The organism is Paracoccus sigandri, assembly GCF_003709565.1.
GTDB lineage: Bacteria > Pseudomonadota > Alphaproteobacteria > Rhodobacterales > Rhodobacteraceae > Paracoccus > Paracoccus siganidrum.
On the sequence record NZ_QNRC01000013.1, the window covers coordinates 36,873 to 52,132 of the forward strand.

A 15,260-nucleotide genomic window follows, 5' to 3' on the forward strand; every position below is an offset into this window, starting at 1 on the left:
ATGCGCGCCATCCGCATTTCCGGCCTATTCGCGCCCCAGGATGTCGGGGGTGCGCCAGCCCAGATGCTGGCCGCCATCGACGCAGATCAGCTGCCCCGTGACCGCCCTGGCGTCCAGCAGATATCCCAGCGCGGCGGTCACGTCCTGGGGATCGGCGCCGCGCTGAAGGATGGTCGCGGCGCGTTGCGCGGCGAAATGCGCCGGGGTCTGGCGGGCGCCGATCATGGTCGGGCCGGGACCGATCGCATTGACGCGGATCGCCGGGGCCAGGGCCTGCGCGGCGGTGCGGGTCAGCGACCACAGCCCGGCCTTGGCCAGCGAATAGGTCATGAATTCCGGCGTCGGCTTCAGCACCCGCTGATCGACCATGTTGACGACCAGCCCGGTCGCCACCGGCTCGCCCGCCTCGGCGCCCACCGGAGCGGCCTGCGCGGCGAAGGACTGGATCAGCTGGAACGGCGCCCGCAGGTTCGAGCCGAGATGCCGGTCCCAGCTCTCCATCGTGGCGCTGCGGATACTGTCATAGTCGAAGATCGAGGCGTTGTTGACCAGCACCGACAGCCGCCCCAGCGCCCCCGCGACCCGCGGCACCAGCGCGGCGGCGGCGTCAGTGTCCAGCAGGTCGGCCCGGAATACCTCTGCGCGCACGCCCATCGCCCGCGCCTCGGCCGCCGTCTCCTCGGCCTCGGCCTCCGAACGGTCGTAATGGATCGCCACGTCATGCCCGCGCCCGGCCAGGTACAGCGCCATGGCCCGGCCCAGCCGCCGCGCGGCACCTGTGACCAGCGCCACCCCGCGCGGCTCAGCGGCGGCCATTGCGCGAGATTCCCAGAAGCCAGGCCACGGCCCGGCGGAAGCGCGGCCCGGCGACGATGGCCATGACGATCATCACCACCAGGAAGACGAGAACGGCGCGAATGCTCATCCGCCCGCTCCGAAGCGCGCGAAGGCGGCGCGTTCCTCGGCCGCATCCAGCACCGCCCCGGCCGACAGCCCGATCCGGCGCAGCCACGGCTGGCGGGCGCCATAGACCAGGAAGCGGGTCTTGTCGCCATGCAGCGCCTTCATCTTCGGCACCAGATGGGCGATCCCGTCGGCCAGGCCCAGCTCGACCGCCTGCCGCCCGGCCCAGAACTCGCCGGTGAACAGGTCGCGCCCCTCGGCCAGCCGCTGGCCGCGCCGGGCAGTGACGTGATCCTTGAAGGCCTGGTGGATCGGCTCCAGGATGCCGCGCAGCCGCTCCACATCCTCGGGCTTCTCGGGGCGGAACGGGTCCAGCGTCGATTTCGAGCGCCCGGCCGTATGCACCCGCCGCTCGATCCCCCAGCGGGCGATCAGGTCCTGGAACCCGAACCCCGCCGAGATCACCCCGATCGAGCCCAGGATCGAGCTGTCATCGGCCCAGATCCGGTCGGCCGCACAGGCCAGCCAGTAACCGCCCGAGGCGGCGACATCCTCGACGAAGGCATGGACGGGGATCTCGCGCTCCTCCGCCAGCCGCCGGATCCGCGCGGCGATCAGCGAGGACTGGACCGGAGAGCCGCCGGGCGAATTGATCACCAGCGCCACGGCCACCGGCTTGCCGCGGCGGAAGGCGCGCTCGATCACCGGGGCCAGCGCGACATCGGACAGCCCGCCACGGGCCGCCCCGCCGATCGCGCCCTGCAACCGGATGACCGCCACGCGGGGCCCTGAATTCAGAAAGGGAATACGCATGGCACAGACATAGCCGCAGCCCCGCGCGCCCACAAGCATTCCCGCAAGCCCCGCCCCATCGCGCGGCCGCTTTCATCTTGGCCCAAATATCCCCGCCGGAGGCATCCCGCCCTGGCCGCCCGCCCGGGGGCCCGACGACCGGGCGCGACCGCCGCCTGCCAGGGATCACTCCCGCGCGGCGCGAATCGTGTCGCCGGGAATGACCGTGGGGGTCAGCGCGACGATCCGGTCGGGCGGCGCGACATCCTTGCCCGCCACGATCCGGGCCGCGCGCCGGCCGATCTCGACCCGCCGCGCATCGGTCGTGGTCAGCCGCACCGGCAGCCCGTCCAGCAGGTCGACGCCGTTGAAGCCCGCAAGGCCGATCCGCTCGGGGATGTCATAGCCCTTGTCCAGGCAGTAGAGCAGCCCGCCCGCCCCGATCATGTCGTTGGAATAATAGATGAAATCCAGGTCGGGCGCGCGGGTCAGGATCCGCTCGGTCAGTTCGCGCCCCTTCAGCAGCGACGAGCCGCCCTGGTAATATTCGCGCGCCTCCAGGTGGAGCCCGGCCTCGGCCAGGCGCTCCTCGAAGCCCACCAGCCGCTTGCGGGCGCGATGGTCCTCGGGCATGTGGGTGCCGACGAAGCCGATGCGGCGATAGCCGGCGGCCAGGATGCGCTCGGCCATCTCGCGGCCGGCGCGGATATGCGAGATGCCGACCAGCGTGTCGATCCCCTCGCCGTCGACATCCATGATCTCGACCACCGGAATGCCCGCGCTTTCAAGCATCGCGCGCGCCGCCTTGCTGTGTTCCAGCCCGGCAAGGATCACCCCCGAGGGCCGCCAGGACAGCATGTCATAGAGCACCATCTCCTCGCGCGCGGGCGAATAGTTCGTCACCCCGACCACCGGCTGCAGCCCGGTATCGTCCAGCTCGGCCGAGATCCCGCCCAGCACGTCGGGAAAGACCAGGTTCGACAGCGACGGAATCACCACCGCGACCAGGTTGACCCGCTGACTGGCCAGCCCGCCGGCGATCTTGTTGGGCACGTAACCCAGCGTCTTGGCGGCGGTCAGCACCTTCTCGCGCGTGGCGGCAGAGACGTCGCCGCGATTGCGCAACACGCGGCTGACGGTCATTTCCGAAACCCCCGACGCCTCGGAGACATCACGCAGGGTCAGGGGGCGGCGAGGGCGGGAAGGGGTCATGATCGAACGCTGCTGATAAAGAACATCATGAATGTTAGCGGAGCGCAGGGGGCGCGACAACCTTGCCAAAGCGTCGAACTGCGGTCAAAAGGGCAACGGCGGCCCCGTGGCTCAACTGGATAGAGCAGCCCCCTCCTAAGGGGCAGGTTGCAGGTTCGAATCCTGCCGGGGTCACCATAAAATCAACCACTTACATTGCTTGAGGGGGTTTGTACTTTGGTTCGCTGAACCGAAGACCTGATTCCAAACTCCAGAGCGCCCGCCGCCTTGCGCAGATGATCGGGCGAAAACTTGGCATATGTGCTGCGCGTCACCGCAGGATTCGTATGCCCGAGATACTGCGCGATCTCTTCCATCGGCACCCCCGCCTCGGCCATGAACCGCCCGGCCGTCCGGCGCAAATCATGCGGCGTGCAGTGATCGATGCCACTGCGGGCGACGGCGGCATTGAACCCGGTTTTGATCGACCCGACGCGCCGCCCGCCCCATTCGATAACATATCGCGAAAGCGCGGCCTCCCTCGCCGGCATCAGCGCCGCCATCAGCGTGTCGTTGATCGGGACGGTCGCCCTGCCCTTTCTCGGGCCGATATCATTCGTGGCTAGCTTGATGAGCCGCCGATCGATATCCACCCTGTCCCACGTCAGCTCCAGCAGCGCACCGATCCGGCCGGCGGTGGTCAGCATCAGCAGCATCGCCAGCCGGATATGCGGCTCACCTGCCGCCGCCAGCAGCTCTCCAACCTCATCCTGCGATAGGTATCGCTCGCGCGGCGGCGGCGTCTGGGGCATCTCGATCCGCGGCGCCAAGGGGATCAGGCGTGACTTTGCAGCCCACAACAGGCTGGTGCGCAGACAGCCCAGCTCGGTCCTGATCGTCGCGTCCTTCCGCCCTTCTGCCCGACGCGCGGCGATGAAGGCGCGGCAGTCCTCAACAGTGACCTGATCTGGCGTGAAATGACCAAAGTAAGGCAAGACGTTCTTGCCTGTCTGGGCGAGTTTTGCCGCCTGCCTGCGTCCCTCGACCTCGGTCTGATAGGCTGACCAGATCTGTTCCACCGTGATCCCTGCCGAGGGCGCGGTCTGGCAAATAATTACCTCTCGTGCTTCGCGCTCGGCGTCCTTTTGCGTGTGTGCCGCAAGGCGATAACGTCGCCGCGTTCCATCGTCGTTGTTCCACATGACGACGAAGCGGCCATTGAGTCGGCCGATTCGATAATCCCGCATTCGTAATCCTCCACGGTTTTATGGGTGACGCGGAGCATGCGTCCGACTCTGAACGCGGGCAACTGCCCTGTGCGAATCATGCTACGGACAGTCTCGCCGCTACAGCCCCAGCGGGCAGCCAATTCATCGGGGGTCCATGGCCTCGCCATCAGAACATCACCTCCTGTCGTGCATCGATCCGGTCCATCCACCGGAAATCCGGATATTGCCTCGCCTCGCCCGACCCGCGCGGATCGCGCTTGTCCCAGACGAACCATGCGTTGCGTTGCGGCGGGCTCCCCTCGCCGGTGAAATCCAGCTTCCACCGCATCAGGTAGCACCAGCTGAATGGATGCCGGTCCAGCAGATCGCCTAGCCCGTTGGCGCGCGCCGCAGGCCAATCCCAGGACAGCAGCAATGCCAGGTAATCCCACCCTGGCAGATCGAGCGTGTGGCGCAGCCAGCGGCCCTTGCCGTCGCGCGCGTTGATCTCGCAGAAAGGTGGATTCGTGATGATCGCCCGCGCCGGGCTGCGTTTCGCCTCATAGAAATCCGCCACGGTGCTGTCGGGACAGCCCCGGTCGATTAGGTCCGAGGCAATGCATCGCACGCCCATGGCGCGGATCTCGCGGACCAGCGCGCCGTCACCGCAGGCCGGTTCCCACACACCCCAGCAGTCGCGAATGCGCTGGCCGTCATAGGCGAACAGCGCCCGGATCGCCTCGGGCTGGCCGGTAGTATAGAAATCCTCGGCGCGGCGCGCGGCGACTGCCTTCGGTTTTTCCTGTTCCGGCAGGTCGGGGAACATGCCCGGCGCCGCCTGCACGCGCCTGGCCTTGCCGCTGATGGCCCGGAACAGGGGCTTGGCGGATGGGGCGCGGGTCATTTCACCATCCCCTCGCCCGGCGTCTCTGTCGAATAGATCTCCCGCCGCAGCTCCACTGGCATCGAAAACACGAACTGTCGGATGGCATCGACCGACCATTTCGTGCGCTCGGCGATATCCTCGACCCCGAAGCCCTCGGACAGGGCGTCGAGGATGCGTTCCTGCTGCCAGTCTTTGAGGGTGGGGGCGGTCATGCCTGCGCCTCCCGCCGCTCGGCGACGACCAGATGCTGGCAGTTCGCGGCCACGATGGCCTCGGCCAGCGGCGGGCAGACGCTGTTCCCGCAACACGACACCTGCACGTCCTTCGCGAAGGCGCGCCAGCGCGGTTCGTCGCTGTCCAGACCCTCCCAGACACCCTCGATCACGTAGTCATCCGGGAACCCCTGCGCGCGGTACAATTCGCGCGGCGTCAGCATCCGCATGCCGATGTCCACGACGACGAAGGTCGCGCCGGCGATCTCCAGCGTCACAAATTCGCCGCCGTCCCATGCATCATGGGCGCGCAGGAACTCGGCCACCTCGCGGGCGCGGGCCTCATGCTCGGGGGCGAAGGGCGGCACGGCCAGGTGCGCAATCTCGACATCGAACCTGGGTTTCGTCGTGACCGTGTGGATCGGCTCGTCTATGCGCGGGTCTTGCGGGGTGCTGAACCATTTGGCCAGCCATGCCGCGACCGGCGTCTGATGGCTGCCTGTCGCCGCGATGGTCGATATCGGAGATCCGATATCGTGCCCGGCGTGGGCCTCCATGCGCGGCCCTCCGTTCTGCTGGGCGAGGAAGGCCGCGACCGGATATTGCTTCACGCCGCTGGCGACTACCGTGTTCAGCGGGGCACCGATGTCCAGCGCCCGAGGCTGCTGGCCAGCGCGCTCGCCGTTCCCGACATGCACCATCGTCGCCGCGATCAGGCTGTTCTGGTCTTTTTTGCTGGCGCAGATCGTATGGTGCGGATCGCGGGCGTCCCGGTTGCCGCCGCCCTGCTGGGCATAGGTCAGCACCGGCGCGACGATGGCATGAGACTTGCCGCCGGCCGTGATCGTCCCAAGCTGATCGGTCAAGGGCTTGCTGCCGAAGCCCCAGCGTTTCGCGCCGGTCTTCGACGTTTCCCCATGGCCGAGTTCGGCCAAAAATGGCGCGAGCATCCCCAGCGGCGCGGCACCACCCGGCTTCTTGATCCAGCTGTTCGCCGTGACGGTCGGCGCGGGGTCGCGCAGATCCGATCCGGTCGCACCACCGTTGAAGCGCTGGAGGCTGGCCGCCACCAGGCAGGCATCGGCCTTGGCCGTCACCGTAGCGAAAGGCTCATCCCCGCCGCGCGGGCGGCTCTGCCCGGCCCGGCCGCCGCAGCCGACGATACTGGGGACGACCAGCGCACTGTGCCCGCCGCCGGCAAGCACGGTCGGGTGCGGCGCAGTGATGGCGCTGTCACGGCGCGCGGTGCCCTTCAGGCTCATCATGTGCGGCGCGAGCGTGGCCCGCGGCGCATATTCGAAGCCGCCCGCGCTGGCGACGCTGATATCCACCACGGCCTTCTCGCCGCGGTGCGCCCCGGTGATCGTCTTGAACGGCTCGGCCGCGTCCTCGACCCGGCCACCATGCGTCAGGTTGACCAGGAACGGCCGCTCGGCCTCGATGACATAGCGCTTCATGCCGCGCGCGACGCGGGCCAGTGTGTTCGACGCCAGCGGCCGGACGGCGCGCAGGCCGTGCTTGGCCATGATCTCGGCGCCGGTGTCGAAGATGCTGGGGCACGGCAGGGACCAGTCGATGCATTCGGCGGCGGTGCGCCAAGGCAGCAGCTTGCCCTTGCGGACCTCGGCCGATTTCGGATCGCCATGCGTGGGCTTCGGCCAGACGATGGGCCGGCCGTCGCGGCGCGCGACCAGGAACCAGCGCTTGCGGATCGTCGGCGCGCCATAGTCGCAGGCGCGCAACTCGCGCCATTTGACGCGGTATCCGGCTTTTTTCAGCCGGGAGATCCATAGCTCGAAGGTCTGACCCGCCAGCCATTTGATCGGCTGGCCGTCATTGTCGGTCGGCCCCCAGGTCACGAATTCCTCGACGTTCTCCATGCAGATCACGTCGGGCTTTGCTTCCTCGGCCCACCGCACCACGACCCATGCCAGGTCGCGGATGTTTCGGTCGCGGGGCGCGCCGCCCTTCGCCTTGCTGAAATGCTTGCAGTCCGGGCTGGCCCACAGCAGGCCAACATGGCGGCCGCCGGTCACGGTCAGCGGGTCCACGTCCCAGATGTTGCTGTCCAGGTGCAGCGTCTCGGGATGGTTCGCGGCGTGCAGCGCGAGCGCCTTTTCGCTGTGGTTGATGGCGACATCGGGCGACCGGCCAAGGGCCATCTCGATCCCGGTGCTGGCCCCGCCGCCGCCGGCGAAGGAGTCGATGATCAGGGGCAGGTGCGGCTGATAGGTCATTCCCCACCGCCTTTCGCGAGGGCGGCGCGGGCGATTGCCACGCAACGCTCATGCTGCTGCTCGGGAGACAGATGGATCAGTTCCGGGCTGATGCTGATGATGCGAAGAGCTTCCTGCATCTGGACCGTGTCCACGCCGGCGTCGAAGCGCTCCAGGCGATGACGCATCCGCTCTCGGGTGACGCCGCGCTCACGGGCCAAGACCTCGATCCGCTCGCCAAGTTTCCACCGCCGCCAGTCAGCGTCCTCCGCTGTGCAACTGCACAGTTGACACGCCTCCGCCCCCACCGCACGCTTGTTCCACTCACGGACCTCGCGCGCGGCAATCTCGCGGCCGGACAGGATGCAGTCGGCTGGCGGATGCTGCGCGCGGGACGGGCCGAGGAGCATCAGGTGAGAGCCGCAAAAGGGGCATGGGGAGAGGCTGGGGACGACGGTCATGCGATCAACCCCAGCCATTTGAGGAACGACGCGGCGCCGATCAGCCAGAGGCCAACGGTCATGAAACAGCCAAATGCGTAGAGGCAGATGACGCCTAGCAATGTCAGCAGGTCGTTCACGCCGCTTCCTCCTCTTCCGGGCTGCACCAGGGGCAGCGCTCGATTGACAGATGCGCCCAGTCCAGCGCGGCATGGCCGCAGCACTCCGGGCAGGGTTCAGCCCCGCCACGCGGGCCGAGGTATCGGCCGATCTGGCGGCGGGCTTCGTCCAGGGTCGCGGCGGTGCCGCCCATGTCGCTTTCGTCATCGATCCACGAGAACGGGCCAGACGGCAGGTCGGCGGCGACGATCTGGATGCCGCGATAGGTCGTGCTGCCGGTCATGACGCCCACCGTGCGACCATCGGCACGAACAGCATTGTCCAGGCCAGCAGCGCCAGCACGCGAAAGACCGACTGTTCGACGCGGTCCTGCTGGGCCTTCATGTTGGCGAGGGCTGCATCGAGATCGGCCTGCCGGTCGATGATCCGCATGACCTCGGCTTGGCGCTCCAGAACTTTGATCAGCGAATGCGCCGCCGACTTGTCCAGGCGCAGAACGATCTGATCCTGCAGGGCGGCAGCGACCCGCATCCGTTGTGCAAGGGTCAGGCCGTCGCTCATGCCAGCACCCACACGGCCAGGGCCGCCCCGGCAACCGCGCCGAGGACGGCCGCCGCCGCGGCAAGCAGCGCTACCCTGCCTTCGCAGGCGGACTGGTCGGGGTCGGGCGCGCAGGGATCGGTCCAGCCGGCATAGGGCAAGGACGGATCGACCAGGTGGCGCTGCGCCTCGGCCATCGTGTCGTGGGGCCAGCCGAGTTGCGGGCTGGACCGAACGATCTTCGCCTCGCGGGCGGTCAGGGGGCGCTCCATCAGCGCGGCTCCCCGCACGTATTGGCCGGGCGGTGGCGCTGGCGGACGGTCACCCCGCGGCGGCTGGCCGCGATCATCCACGCGAGGCGGCGGATCGGCTCGGGTGCGCGGGCGGCGATGTCAGGACAGGACAGCAGCGCCATGGCGTCGGCAACTGCGGCGGGTGCATCGGGCAGCGAAACAGTCAGGCTGGGGCGCATGGCGCGGATCTCCATCGGGTTGCGATGGAGAAAAAATGACTGTCAGGAATATTCCTGTCAATCCTAAAAATTCCTGATAGGAATTACACTCGATCCGCAACCGCAACGTGTGCCGTTGGGGTTGCGGACTTTGCGAGCCATCGGCAAGATGTTGCCAGTTTGTTCCTGCGGGGGTCACGATGAAAAATGAAGAGCGATTCGCTGCGGCCCTCAGCAACATGAGCGACGAGTGCTTTATTCGCTTTCTTTTGGTCCTTGCGAGTCTGGGAGAGTTAGAGTCTCGGCCAGGTCCAGCCAGCCCTGCTGTCGCGCGGGCGAAAGATTGCGGAAAGCAGCTATCAGGGACTGCTCTGCAGCCGTGCGATCGTCATCGAAAAGATCCCGCACCTCGACCTCCAGTGCTATCGCGATCCTCTTGAGCACCCGCAGCGTGACGCCATCGAAGCCATTCTCGATCTTCGATATTGTCGACTGCTTTACGTCAGCCATTTCAGCCAGATCATCCTGATTGAGGCCGCGTGCGATGCGAAGGCGTTCGATGTTCATGGGCGTATAGTCTGCGCCATCTCCGGCGGTGGCAAACTCTCGACGGGAATATGATGCTTGACAGGAATATTCCTGTGGATCATATATGCCGCTATGGCTACGCTCAGACATCATCTCGAAACCTCTGGTGAGACGCAGGCGGCTTTCGCGCAGCGGATCAACATCCAGCAGGGGACGGTTTCCAAACTGGCTAGGGGAGTCATGCTTCCCAGCCTCAAGTTGGCTCAGAAAATTGAGCGTGCCACTGACGGTCAGGTGCCCGTTTCATCCTGGAACGCCATCGATACCAACCCCAACCAAGAGACCTCTCATGACCATACCTCGCAAAAGCCCGCGTCAGACGCGGCATAGCGGCCTGTCCGCTCCAATGTCCCCGCCCAATGTGTTCGAAGGTCGGGGGCGCGGCAGATCCGCCGCGCGCCGGGCGCATATCCATGCCCGCCCCGACCGCGATCTGTTCCTGCGCCGCTGGTCGCTGCTGATGATCGCCAGTTTCGCGCGGCGGGAAGCCTGTGCCGAGCATTTCGGCGTGTCCTTCCAGACGGCGTGCAACTGGTTCGACGCCTTCAATTCGCCCTACGGCCACCACGTCGATTTCGCGCAGGAAACGCTGCCGCGCTACGCCGAGATCATGAGGGGGCGGGCATGACGGAAACATCGAAATCGATGCACTTCGCAGGTGCCCCCGCGGACTTTCTGGAGATCGACCTGCCAAGGCATAAGGCCCCTCGACTCCATAATGTCGGTCGTCACCCGATCAGCCAGGATGAGGCCAGGCTGCTGTGCAACCCGCATGTAGGCCTGCCCAGCAGCCGGTTTTTCTTGCGCTGGCGAAATGAGTGGTGGGATCTGCTGCGCTCGGCAGAAGATCCCGAAGTGAAGCTGTCCTGTGAACGCATGATCAATGCCATCAACATCGCTTTCGGCATGGATCAGCATGAGAGAGGCGCCGATCTGGCGAGAGCCAACCGGGAAGCCGCTGACCGCGCAAGCGCCGATGCCGCGGAAGCTGCCGCCATCGATCGGTGGAGGTGACGTCAGGTGCTGTGCTTGAAGCTTTCCCTGATGATTTCGATGGACCGGGCCTCGATGGGCGCTTCCCGTTCGGCGGCATCCTCGGCTGCCGCGCTCAGGCGCTGCACGATTTCCGCGCGCAACTCGGGGACCTCGCGCGCCGCAAGGGCGAGAACGTCGACGATTATGGTTTCGAGCGCGGCAACGCGCCCTGCGAGACGGTCGGATGTGTCGGTCATGTGGGGATCTTCTCCGGCTGGATTCGCGCGGCGCCAGTTTGGGGCGTCGTGCCGGACAGGTCAAAGGGTGCAATGATGACCATCGGGGTTTCAGGTTGCCCGAGGCGGGGAGAACGGTCGGGGCGCAGCACCTGGCCTCAACCCGCTGCGATTGCGTTCCGCCTCGGGTCCTATCGGGCGTCATGCGCAATCGCAGAACCTGCGGCTGGCCCGGCCGAGAGCCGCCTTATGGCGGCGGGGCGGAAATTCACGTTTTCGGTGCCGCAAGTTCCTGCTTCGGACCGATAACTGGCGCGGCGACCTGCTCGCCGCCGCGCCCCTTTTATTCGGAACCCGCCCCTCATGACCTCCCGGGGGCGGATCGCCGGGCCGCCTCCCTCCTTTCCTCGGGCGGCCCGGCACCAGGGACAGGATCGATGGCCAGAACCGACCGACACCGAATGGCTGCGCAGAGGCTTTGCCTCGATGTCGCCATGCAGGCCTGCCTGGGCCATGTCGATGAGCGCCGCCTGACATGGGCGCAGCGCGCGGTCCTGGCCGGCCTGCCCGAGGGTGATCCGTTGCGGTCCGACCTGGATCGCTTCGCCAGGAGCTTTCCCGACATTCGCCGGGATCCAGAACTTTTGATGAGCGCGGGCGATGAGCTTTGGGACGCCGTCAAGCGCTCGACCTGGCCGCGCCCCAGCGCGCGGGCCGATCTGGAAGGGTGAGCCATGAAGTTTTCCGTCTACGACCGGGTGCTGATCCATGGGCTTGGGCTGATGTCCCGCCCGCCGCTGCTGGCGGACCCGGCCAATCACAAGATGCAGGTCAGGATCCTGGCCGCCGCCGCCGAGCGGGCCACGGCCGAGGCCGAAATCATGCGGCCGCTGATCGCCGAGGCGGATCGCATCGCCAGCAATCTGGGCCCGCACGGGGCCATCGCGCATCACGTCGCGGCCGCCATGAACCGTTTCGATGAATCGATGATGGCGGCCTTCTGGGACAAGGCAAGGGCGTCGTTGAATGGTTGACGACCCCCGCATCGATGCCGCCAAGGCCACGCCCTGGCCCGAGCTGATCGACCGCCTGCAGATTGGCGGTCTGGTCAGGACGGCCGGCGAGCTGGTTGGGCCATGCCCCGGATGCGGCGGCAAGGACCGCTTTTCGATCAACCCGCAGAAAGGGGTGATCTTCTGTCGGGGCTGCGATGCCAAGGGCGACCAGATCGCGCTGGTGCAGCTGGTGCTGGGAATGGATTTCCCGGCCGCGCTGGAATGGTTGGCCGGCCCGCGCCAGGAATTGACGCCGGCACAGCGAGAAGCGCTGCGCCAGCGGACAGAGGCGGCAGAGCGCAAGCGCGCGGCCGAGGCCGCACGCCACCGCGAGAAGGCCATGGAACTGGCGCGCAAAATGTGGTCGGCGGCCCGGCCGGCCGATGACACGCTGGTCGTGGACTATCTCGCCCGCCGCGGCCTGGCGCCTCGCCCAGGTGCGCGCCTGCCCAGGTGCTTCCGCTTCGAGCCGGCCGCGCGTCTCGTTGTGCCGGTGTCGGGACGCCCGAGCGAATTTCAGACGGTGCATGAAGGGCCGGCGATGCTGTCGGCGATCCTCGGTCCCGACGACAGCCTGACGGGCGTGCACCGGACATGGATCGATCTTCGCCAGCGCAAGGGCCGGCCGGTGATCGCGCATCCCTTCAAGGATGGGGAGACGGTGCCCGCCAAGAAGGTCTACGGCTCGAAGAAGGGAGGTGCGATCCGCCTGTTCACGCCGCGGGACGCGACCACGCTTGTCATGGGCGAGGGTATCGAGACCACCCTGACGCCGCTGGCCGCGAAGGTGCGCCATGATGGTGTTGCTGCGTATTGGGCCGGGGTCGATCTGGGCAACATGTCTGGCCACCGCATCACGGGGCGCGGCCTGCGTTATGCCGGCATCCCGGACATGGCTGATCGCGAGGCCTTCGTGCCGCCGGCATGGGTCCGCCGCCTGATTTTCATCCAGGACGGCGACAGCGATCCCAGGCTGACCCGCGCCAAGCTGGAGGCCGGCTTGCGCCGGGCGCGGCTCAAGCGCCCCGGCCTGATCGGCACCATCGTCCATCCCGGCGAGGGGCTGGACATGAACGATTTGCTGATGGGCCGCGATGATGAGTGACGATTCCGACAAGGTCCGCGCCGCTTTCGAGGCGCAGGAAGAGGTGGATCTGCCCGAGGGCATGGATCTGCCGCCCGCCGATGATGGTATTGACGGGCAGGACCCTGGCCGTGGGCCGGATGACGGCTCCCCCGCACCCCCTGATGACCAAGACGACGATGCTCCCCGTGACTGTGCGAACCTGCCGCTCAACGACTTTGGCAACGGCCAGCGCTTCGTGCGGCATTTCGGGCGGGATGTGATCTGGGTCCCTCGCGTCGGCTGGTTCGTCTGGTCGGGGAAACGCTGGGAACAGGATCCCGACGAAATCGAGGTTCGGCGCCATGCCCAGAAGCTGGGCGGCCTGATCGAGCATGAGCTCCCGCATCTGGTCCTGGAAGAGTGGCAGATGGCGATCCTGGCCGACGCGCGACAGTTACGCGCCCGTGCGAAGGAGCTGGACGATTCGATCTCGATCGGCGGCGATGAGGCTGAGGAGGCCCGGGCGGAGCGCGCCACGCTAGATGCCAAGCTGGCCCGGATCGAGGGGCTGGAGAAGCTCCTGACCAGCAAGCGGAAGGATCATCGCGGGTTTGCTCGGACATCGGGAAACACGACCCGGATACAAGCGGCCATGACGGAAGCATCGGTCGGGTTGGCACGCAAGCTGGATCTGCTGGACGCTGCCGACCTGGACGTGAACTGCGAATCCGGCGTGCTGCGGTTCACGGTCGATGGCGGCCCCGGGACGGGTTTCAGTCGGACCGCCAATGTCGTGTTGCTGGATCACGCCCGAGATCACCTGATCACCAAGATGATGCCGGTGCCATACGACCCCGACGCGCAGGCCCCGCTGTTCCACAAGACGATCAACCGGATTCTGCCGGACAAAGGGGTCCGCGAATTCGTCCAGCGCTGGTTCGGGCTGAACATGACCGCCCTGACCGGCGAACAGAAGCTGTGCTTCTTCCACGGCGGCGGCGGCAACGGGAAATCGCTGCTGGTGGACCTGATCGCCCGGATCATGGGCGACTATGCCAGCACGGCCAAGATCGAGTCTCTGACGGGGCGAAACAGGCGCGGTGGGGGCGATGCCACGCCGGACCTGATACCACTGGTCGGGGCTCGGATGGTTCGCGCGTCCGAGCCCGAGGAAGGCGAGAAGCTGCAGGAAGGGCTGATCAAGGAACTGACCGGCGGCGAGCCGATCCTTGTTCGGGCCCTGCAGAAGGACTTCTTCGAGATCAAGCCGTTCTTCAAGCTGACCATCAGCGGCAACCACAAGCCCGATATTCGCGGGTTGGATGACGGGATCTGGCGGCGTGTGCTGCTGGTCCCATTCGATGTTCAGATTCCGAAAGCCGAGCGCGACCAGAACCTGGGCGCCAAGCTGTGGGAAGAACGCTCCGGGATCCTGAACTGGATGATCGAGGGCCTGATCGCCTATCTGGAAGGCGGCTTGCAGGAGCCTGCGGCCGTGCTAGACGCCACGCGCGAGTATCGCGAGCAGTCCGACCCGATCGGCATGTTCCTCGAAACCGCCTGCGTCGTGACGGGAGATCCGGCCGACAGCCTGTTCACCAAGGACCTGGTGCAGGCCTTCAACTTCTGGCTGGACCAGCGCGGCGAAGGCCAGTGGAAGGACCGGACCATCAGCCTGAGGCTGAAGGAAAAGTCCCGCAACTGGCGCAGCGCCGCGACCGGCAAGGGCTTCCAGGACCGCAAGTCCAGCGGGATCATGCGCTATGACGGCATCCGGTTCAGCGACACGTTCAGACGCGACCTGCCGATGGATGTTGAGGGCCGGGTCAGCTGGAAGGGGTCGCGGAATGGCTAACCCCACACCCTACCTGCACGGCAACCACGACCCATGCCCGGCCTGCGCATTGCGACGCGAGGCGCAGGATACGGCGCCTATTCACCGCCCTGACGTGCCTTGCAACCTGTGCGGTGATGTCGGATATCTGCCGCTCTCGGGCCCCGAGATCATCACCCGCATGTGCGATGACGCCGCCCGCTGGCATTGGCCAGCGTTCGACCGCGCATGCAAATCTCCCCGCACCCCCCTTTCGCTGGCTGCGATCAGGGAGGTTCAAACTCCCCTGGGGGAAGATGGGGACAATGAGGGGTGCGGGGGCGAGCCGTGACAAATCAGGGGGTTAGGGGCCGATTGGGGATCATGGGGATCATGGGGAGGATATTTGCGACCTTCCGCATATGCGCGCGCGCGAGAATAGGGGGTGAAGGGGAAACACCCTCATGTGCGGTAGTTGGCAAATATCCTCCCTATGCTCCCCTTTCCAATCAACCATCTGTTTTTACTCCCTTTATCCCCTCAAACCATCCTCCCTTCATCTTCCCTT

At 66.5% G+C, this 15,260-nt stretch carries 24 protein-coding genes and 1 tRNA gene; 8 read left to right on the forward strand and 17 right to left on the reverse strand.

Annotated features, from left to right (window positions below; all coding sequences use genetic code 11):
- Nucleotides 1–24: 24 nt before the first annotated feature.
- From C9E82_RS13160 to C9E82_RS13170, 4 genes are all read right to left on the reverse strand, one after another.
- A complete protein-coding gene (locus C9E82_RS13160) occupies nt 25–816 on the reverse strand; it encodes an SDR family oxidoreductase (protein WP_119897601.1) in 792 nt (263 codons plus the stop codon).
- Nucleotides 803–925 (reverse strand): hypothetical protein, encoded by a 123-nt coding sequence (locus C9E82_RS25280; RefSeq protein WP_276312086.1) that lies wholly within the window; start codon nt 923–925, stop codon nt 803–805. The genes C9E82_RS13160 and C9E82_RS25280 overlap by 14 nt, the downstream gene beginning before the upstream one ends.
- The gene (locus C9E82_RS13165; protein WP_119897626.1) at nt 922–1,716 is read right to left on the reverse strand and encodes a S49 family peptidase; all 795 of its coding nucleotides are present in this window, start codon (nt 1,714–1,716) and stop codon (nt 922–924) included. The genes C9E82_RS25280 and C9E82_RS13165 overlap by 4 nt, the downstream gene beginning before the upstream one ends.
- A gap of 165 nt (nt 1,717–1,881) precedes the next feature.
- Nucleotides 1,882–2,907 (reverse strand): LacI family DNA-binding transcriptional regulator, encoded by a 1,026-nt coding sequence (locus tag C9E82_RS13170; RefSeq protein WP_119897602.1) that lies wholly within the window; start codon nt 2,905–2,907, stop codon nt 1,882–1,884.
- Nucleotides 2,908–3,007: 100 nt separating this feature from the next.
- Between C9E82_RS13170 and C9E82_RS13175 the strand changes: the two genes are divergently transcribed.
- Nucleotides 3,008–3,084, forward strand: a tRNA-Arg gene (locus tag C9E82_RS13175).
- A 5-nt stretch (nt 3,085–3,089) separates the two neighbouring features.
- Here the strand turns inward: C9E82_RS13175 and C9E82_RS13180 are convergent.
- The 12 genes from C9E82_RS13180 to C9E82_RS13230 form a co-directional block, all read right to left on the reverse strand.
- The gene (locus C9E82_RS13180) at nt 3,090–4,088 is read right to left on the reverse strand and encodes a tyrosine-type recombinase/integrase (RefSeq protein WP_420849814.1); all 999 of its coding nucleotides are present in this window, start codon (nt 4,086–4,088) and stop codon (nt 3,090–3,092) included.
- On the reverse strand, nt 4,001–4,390 hold the full coding sequence (locus C9E82_RS25415; RefSeq protein WP_119897604.1) for a helix-turn-helix domain-containing protein: 390 nt from the start codon (nt 4,388–4,390) through the stop codon (nt 4,001–4,003). The genes C9E82_RS13180 and C9E82_RS25415 overlap by 88 nt, the downstream gene beginning before the upstream one ends.
- Nucleotides 4,282–4,998 carry a hypothetical protein gene (locus C9E82_RS13190; protein ID WP_119897605.1) on the reverse strand — a complete coding sequence of 239 codons (717 nt, stop codon included), beginning with the start codon at nt 4,996–4,998 and terminating at the stop codon, nt 4,282–4,284. The genes C9E82_RS25415 and C9E82_RS13190 overlap by 109 nt, the downstream gene beginning before the upstream one ends.
- Entirely contained in the window at nt 4,995–5,192 is a 198-nt protein-coding gene (locus C9E82_RS13195; RefSeq protein ID WP_119897606.1) for a hypothetical protein, read from the reverse strand. Before C9E82_RS13195 ends, C9E82_RS13190 begins: the two co-directional genes overlap by 4 nt.
- Nucleotides 5,189–7,429 (reverse strand): DNA cytosine methyltransferase, encoded by a 2,241-nt coding sequence (locus C9E82_RS13200; RefSeq protein WP_119897607.1) that lies wholly within the window; start codon nt 7,427–7,429, stop codon nt 5,189–5,191. The genes C9E82_RS13195 and C9E82_RS13200 overlap by 4 nt, the downstream gene beginning before the upstream one ends.
- Nucleotides 7,426–7,869, reverse strand: coding sequence for a hypothetical protein (locus tag C9E82_RS13205; RefSeq protein WP_119897608.1), 444 nt, complete (start codon nt 7,867–7,869; stop codon nt 7,426–7,428). Before C9E82_RS13205 ends, C9E82_RS13200 begins: the two co-directional genes overlap by 4 nt.
- A complete protein-coding gene (locus C9E82_RS25285) occupies nt 7,866–7,988 on the reverse strand; it encodes a hypothetical protein (RefSeq protein ID WP_276312087.1) in 123 nt (40 codons plus the stop codon). Before C9E82_RS25285 ends, C9E82_RS13205 begins: the two co-directional genes overlap by 4 nt.
- Nucleotides 7,985–8,251 (reverse strand): hypothetical protein, encoded by a 267-nt coding sequence (locus C9E82_RS13210; protein WP_119897609.1) that lies wholly within the window; start codon nt 8,249–8,251, stop codon nt 7,985–7,987. The genes C9E82_RS25285 and C9E82_RS13210 overlap by 4 nt, the downstream gene beginning before the upstream one ends.
- Complete coding sequence (locus C9E82_RS13215) at nt 8,248–8,529, reverse strand: hypothetical protein (protein ID WP_122449300.1); 282 nt, start codon at nt 8,527–8,529, stop codon at nt 8,248–8,250. The genes C9E82_RS13210 and C9E82_RS13215 overlap by 4 nt, the downstream gene beginning before the upstream one ends.
- Nucleotides 8,526–8,780, reverse strand: coding sequence for a hypothetical protein (locus tag C9E82_RS13220; protein WP_119897611.1), 255 nt, complete (start codon nt 8,778–8,780; stop codon nt 8,526–8,528). Before C9E82_RS13220 ends, C9E82_RS13215 begins: the two co-directional genes overlap by 4 nt.
- Nucleotides 8,780–8,995 (reverse strand): hypothetical protein, encoded by a 216-nt coding sequence (locus C9E82_RS13225; protein ID WP_119897612.1) that lies wholly within the window; start codon nt 8,993–8,995, stop codon nt 8,780–8,782. The genes C9E82_RS13220 and C9E82_RS13225 overlap by 1 nt, the downstream gene beginning before the upstream one ends.
- 219 nt (nt 8,996–9,214) lie before the next feature.
- On the reverse strand, nt 9,215–9,526 hold the full coding sequence (locus C9E82_RS13230) for a helix-turn-helix domain-containing protein (protein WP_119897613.1): 312 nt from the start codon (nt 9,524–9,526) through the stop codon (nt 9,215–9,217).
- A 93-nt stretch (nt 9,527–9,619) separates the two neighbouring features.
- Between C9E82_RS13230 and C9E82_RS13235 the strand changes: the two genes are divergently transcribed.
- From C9E82_RS13235 to C9E82_RS13245, 3 genes are read left to right on the forward strand one after another with little or no spacing between them, the layout of a single operon-like run.
- Complete coding sequence (locus C9E82_RS13235) at nt 9,620–9,877, forward strand: helix-turn-helix domain-containing protein (RefSeq protein WP_119897614.1); 258 nt, start codon at nt 9,620–9,622, stop codon at nt 9,875–9,877.
- Between the two features lie 16 nt (nt 9,878–9,893).
- Nucleotides 9,894–10,175, forward strand: coding sequence for a hypothetical protein (locus C9E82_RS13240; protein WP_119897615.1), 282 nt, complete (start codon nt 9,894–9,896; stop codon nt 10,173–10,175).
- Nucleotides 10,172–10,561, forward strand: coding sequence for a hypothetical protein (locus C9E82_RS13245; RefSeq protein ID WP_147393061.1), 390 nt, complete (start codon nt 10,172–10,174; stop codon nt 10,559–10,561). The genes C9E82_RS13240 and C9E82_RS13245 overlap by 4 nt, the downstream gene beginning before the upstream one ends.
- A gap of 2 nt (nt 10,562–10,563) precedes the next feature.
- Here C9E82_RS13245 and C9E82_RS13250 read toward each other — a convergent pair whose 3' ends face one another.
- Nucleotides 10,564–10,779, reverse strand: a complete 216-nt coding sequence (locus C9E82_RS13250) for a hypothetical protein (RefSeq protein WP_119897617.1) — start codon at nt 10,777–10,779, stop codon at nt 10,564–10,566.
- Nucleotides 10,780–11,219: 440 nt separating this feature from the next.
- On the opposite strand from C9E82_RS13250, the gene C9E82_RS13255 reads away from it, so the two are divergent.
- From C9E82_RS13255 to C9E82_RS13270, 4 genes are read left to right on the forward strand one after another with little or no spacing between them, the layout of a single operon-like run.
- Nucleotides 11,220–11,489, forward strand: coding sequence for a hypothetical protein (locus C9E82_RS13255; protein WP_119897618.1), 270 nt, complete (start codon nt 11,220–11,222; stop codon nt 11,487–11,489).
- Between the two features lie 3 nt (nt 11,490–11,492).
- Complete coding sequence (locus C9E82_RS13260; RefSeq protein WP_119897619.1) at nt 11,493–11,792, forward strand: hypothetical protein; 300 nt, start codon at nt 11,493–11,495, stop codon at nt 11,790–11,792.
- A complete protein-coding gene (locus tag C9E82_RS13265) occupies nt 11,785–12,918 on the forward strand; it encodes a DUF7146 domain-containing protein (protein WP_119897620.1) in 1,134 nt (377 codons plus the stop codon). The genes C9E82_RS13260 and C9E82_RS13265 overlap by 8 nt, the downstream gene beginning before the upstream one ends.
- A complete protein-coding gene (locus C9E82_RS13270) occupies nt 12,911–14,734 on the forward strand; it encodes a DNA primase family protein (RefSeq protein ID WP_170162039.1) in 1,824 nt (607 codons plus the stop codon). Before C9E82_RS13265 ends, C9E82_RS13270 begins: the two co-directional genes overlap by 8 nt.
- The last annotated feature ends 526 nt before the right edge of the window (nt 14,735–15,260 follow it).

What these genes read in the sequence shown, in the direction of transcription:
- C9E82_RS13160 (WP_119897601.1), bottom strand. Translation starts at nt 816, where the DNA reads ATGGCCGCCGCTGAGCCGCGCGGGGTGGCGCTGGTCACAGGTGCCGCG.
- C9E82_RS25280 (WP_276312086.1), bottom strand. Translation starts at nt 925, where the DNA reads ATGAGCATTCGCGCCGTTCTCGTCTTCCTGGTGGTGATGATCGTCATG.
- C9E82_RS13165 (WP_119897626.1), bottom strand. Translation starts at nt 1,716, where the DNA reads ATGCGTATTCCCTTTCTGAATTCAGGGCCCCGCGTGGCGGTCATCCGG.
- C9E82_RS13170 (WP_119897602.1), bottom strand. Translation starts at nt 2,907, where the DNA reads ATGACCCCTTCCCGCCCTCGCCGCCCCCTGACCCTGCGTGATGTCTCC.
- C9E82_RS13180 (WP_420849814.1), bottom strand. Translation starts at nt 4,088, where the DNA reads ATGTGGAACAACGACGATGGAACGCGGCGACGTTATCGCCTTGCGGCA.
- C9E82_RS25415 (WP_119897604.1), bottom strand. Translation starts at nt 4,390, where the DNA reads ATGGTTCGTCTGGGACAAGCGCGATCCGCGCGGGTCGGGCGAGGCGAG.
- C9E82_RS13190 (WP_119897605.1), bottom strand. Translation starts at nt 4,998, where the DNA reads ATGACCCGCGCCCCATCCGCCAAGCCCCTGTTCCGGGCCATCAGCGGC.
- C9E82_RS13195 (WP_119897606.1), bottom strand. Translation starts at nt 5,192, where the DNA reads ATGACCGCCCCCACCCTCAAAGACTGGCAGCAGGAACGCATCCTCGAC.
- C9E82_RS13200 (WP_119897607.1), bottom strand. Translation starts at nt 7,429, where the DNA reads ATGACCTATCAGCCGCACCTGCCCCTGATCATCGACTCCTTCGCCGGC.
- C9E82_RS13205 (WP_119897608.1), bottom strand. Translation starts at nt 7,869, where the DNA reads ATGACCGTCGTCCCCAGCCTCTCCCCATGCCCCTTTTGCGGCTCTCAC.
- C9E82_RS13210 (WP_119897609.1), bottom strand. Translation starts at nt 8,251, where the DNA reads ATGACCGGCAGCACGACCTATCGCGGCATCCAGATCGTCGCCGCCGAC.
- C9E82_RS13215 (WP_122449300.1), bottom strand. Translation starts at nt 8,529, where the DNA reads ATGAGCGACGGCCTGACCCTTGCACAACGGATGCGGGTCGCTGCCGCC.
- C9E82_RS13220 (WP_119897611.1), bottom strand. Translation starts at nt 8,780, where the DNA reads ATGGAGCGCCCCCTGACCGCCCGCGAGGCGAAGATCGTTCGGTCCAGC.
- C9E82_RS13225 (WP_119897612.1), bottom strand. Translation starts at nt 8,995, where the DNA reads ATGGAGATCCGCGCCATGCGCCCCAGCCTGACTGTTTCGCTGCCCGAT.
- C9E82_RS13230 (WP_119897613.1), bottom strand. Translation starts at nt 9,526, where the DNA reads ATGAACATCGAACGCCTTCGCATCGCACGCGGCCTCAATCAGGATGAT.
- C9E82_RS13235 (WP_119897614.1), top strand. Translation starts at nt 9,620, where the DNA reads ATGGCTACGCTCAGACATCATCTCGAAACCTCTGGTGAGACGCAGGCG.
- C9E82_RS13240 (WP_119897615.1), top strand. Translation starts at nt 9,894, where the DNA reads ATGTCCCCGCCCAATGTGTTCGAAGGTCGGGGGCGCGGCAGATCCGCC.
- C9E82_RS13245 (WP_147393061.1), top strand. Translation starts at nt 10,172, where the DNA reads ATGACGGAAACATCGAAATCGATGCACTTCGCAGGTGCCCCCGCGGAC.
- C9E82_RS13250 (WP_119897617.1), bottom strand. Translation starts at nt 10,779, where the DNA reads ATGACCGACACATCCGACCGTCTCGCAGGGCGCGTTGCCGCGCTCGAA.
- C9E82_RS13255 (WP_119897618.1), top strand. Translation starts at nt 11,220, where the DNA reads ATGGCTGCGCAGAGGCTTTGCCTCGATGTCGCCATGCAGGCCTGCCTG.
- C9E82_RS13260 (WP_119897619.1), top strand. Translation starts at nt 11,493, where the DNA reads ATGAAGTTTTCCGTCTACGACCGGGTGCTGATCCATGGGCTTGGGCTG.
- C9E82_RS13265 (WP_119897620.1), top strand. Translation starts at nt 11,785, where the DNA reads ATGGTTGACGACCCCCGCATCGATGCCGCCAAGGCCACGCCCTGGCCC.
- C9E82_RS13270 (WP_170162039.1), top strand. Translation starts at nt 12,911, where the DNA reads ATGAGTGACGATTCCGACAAGGTCCGCGCCGCTTTCGAGGCGCAGGAA.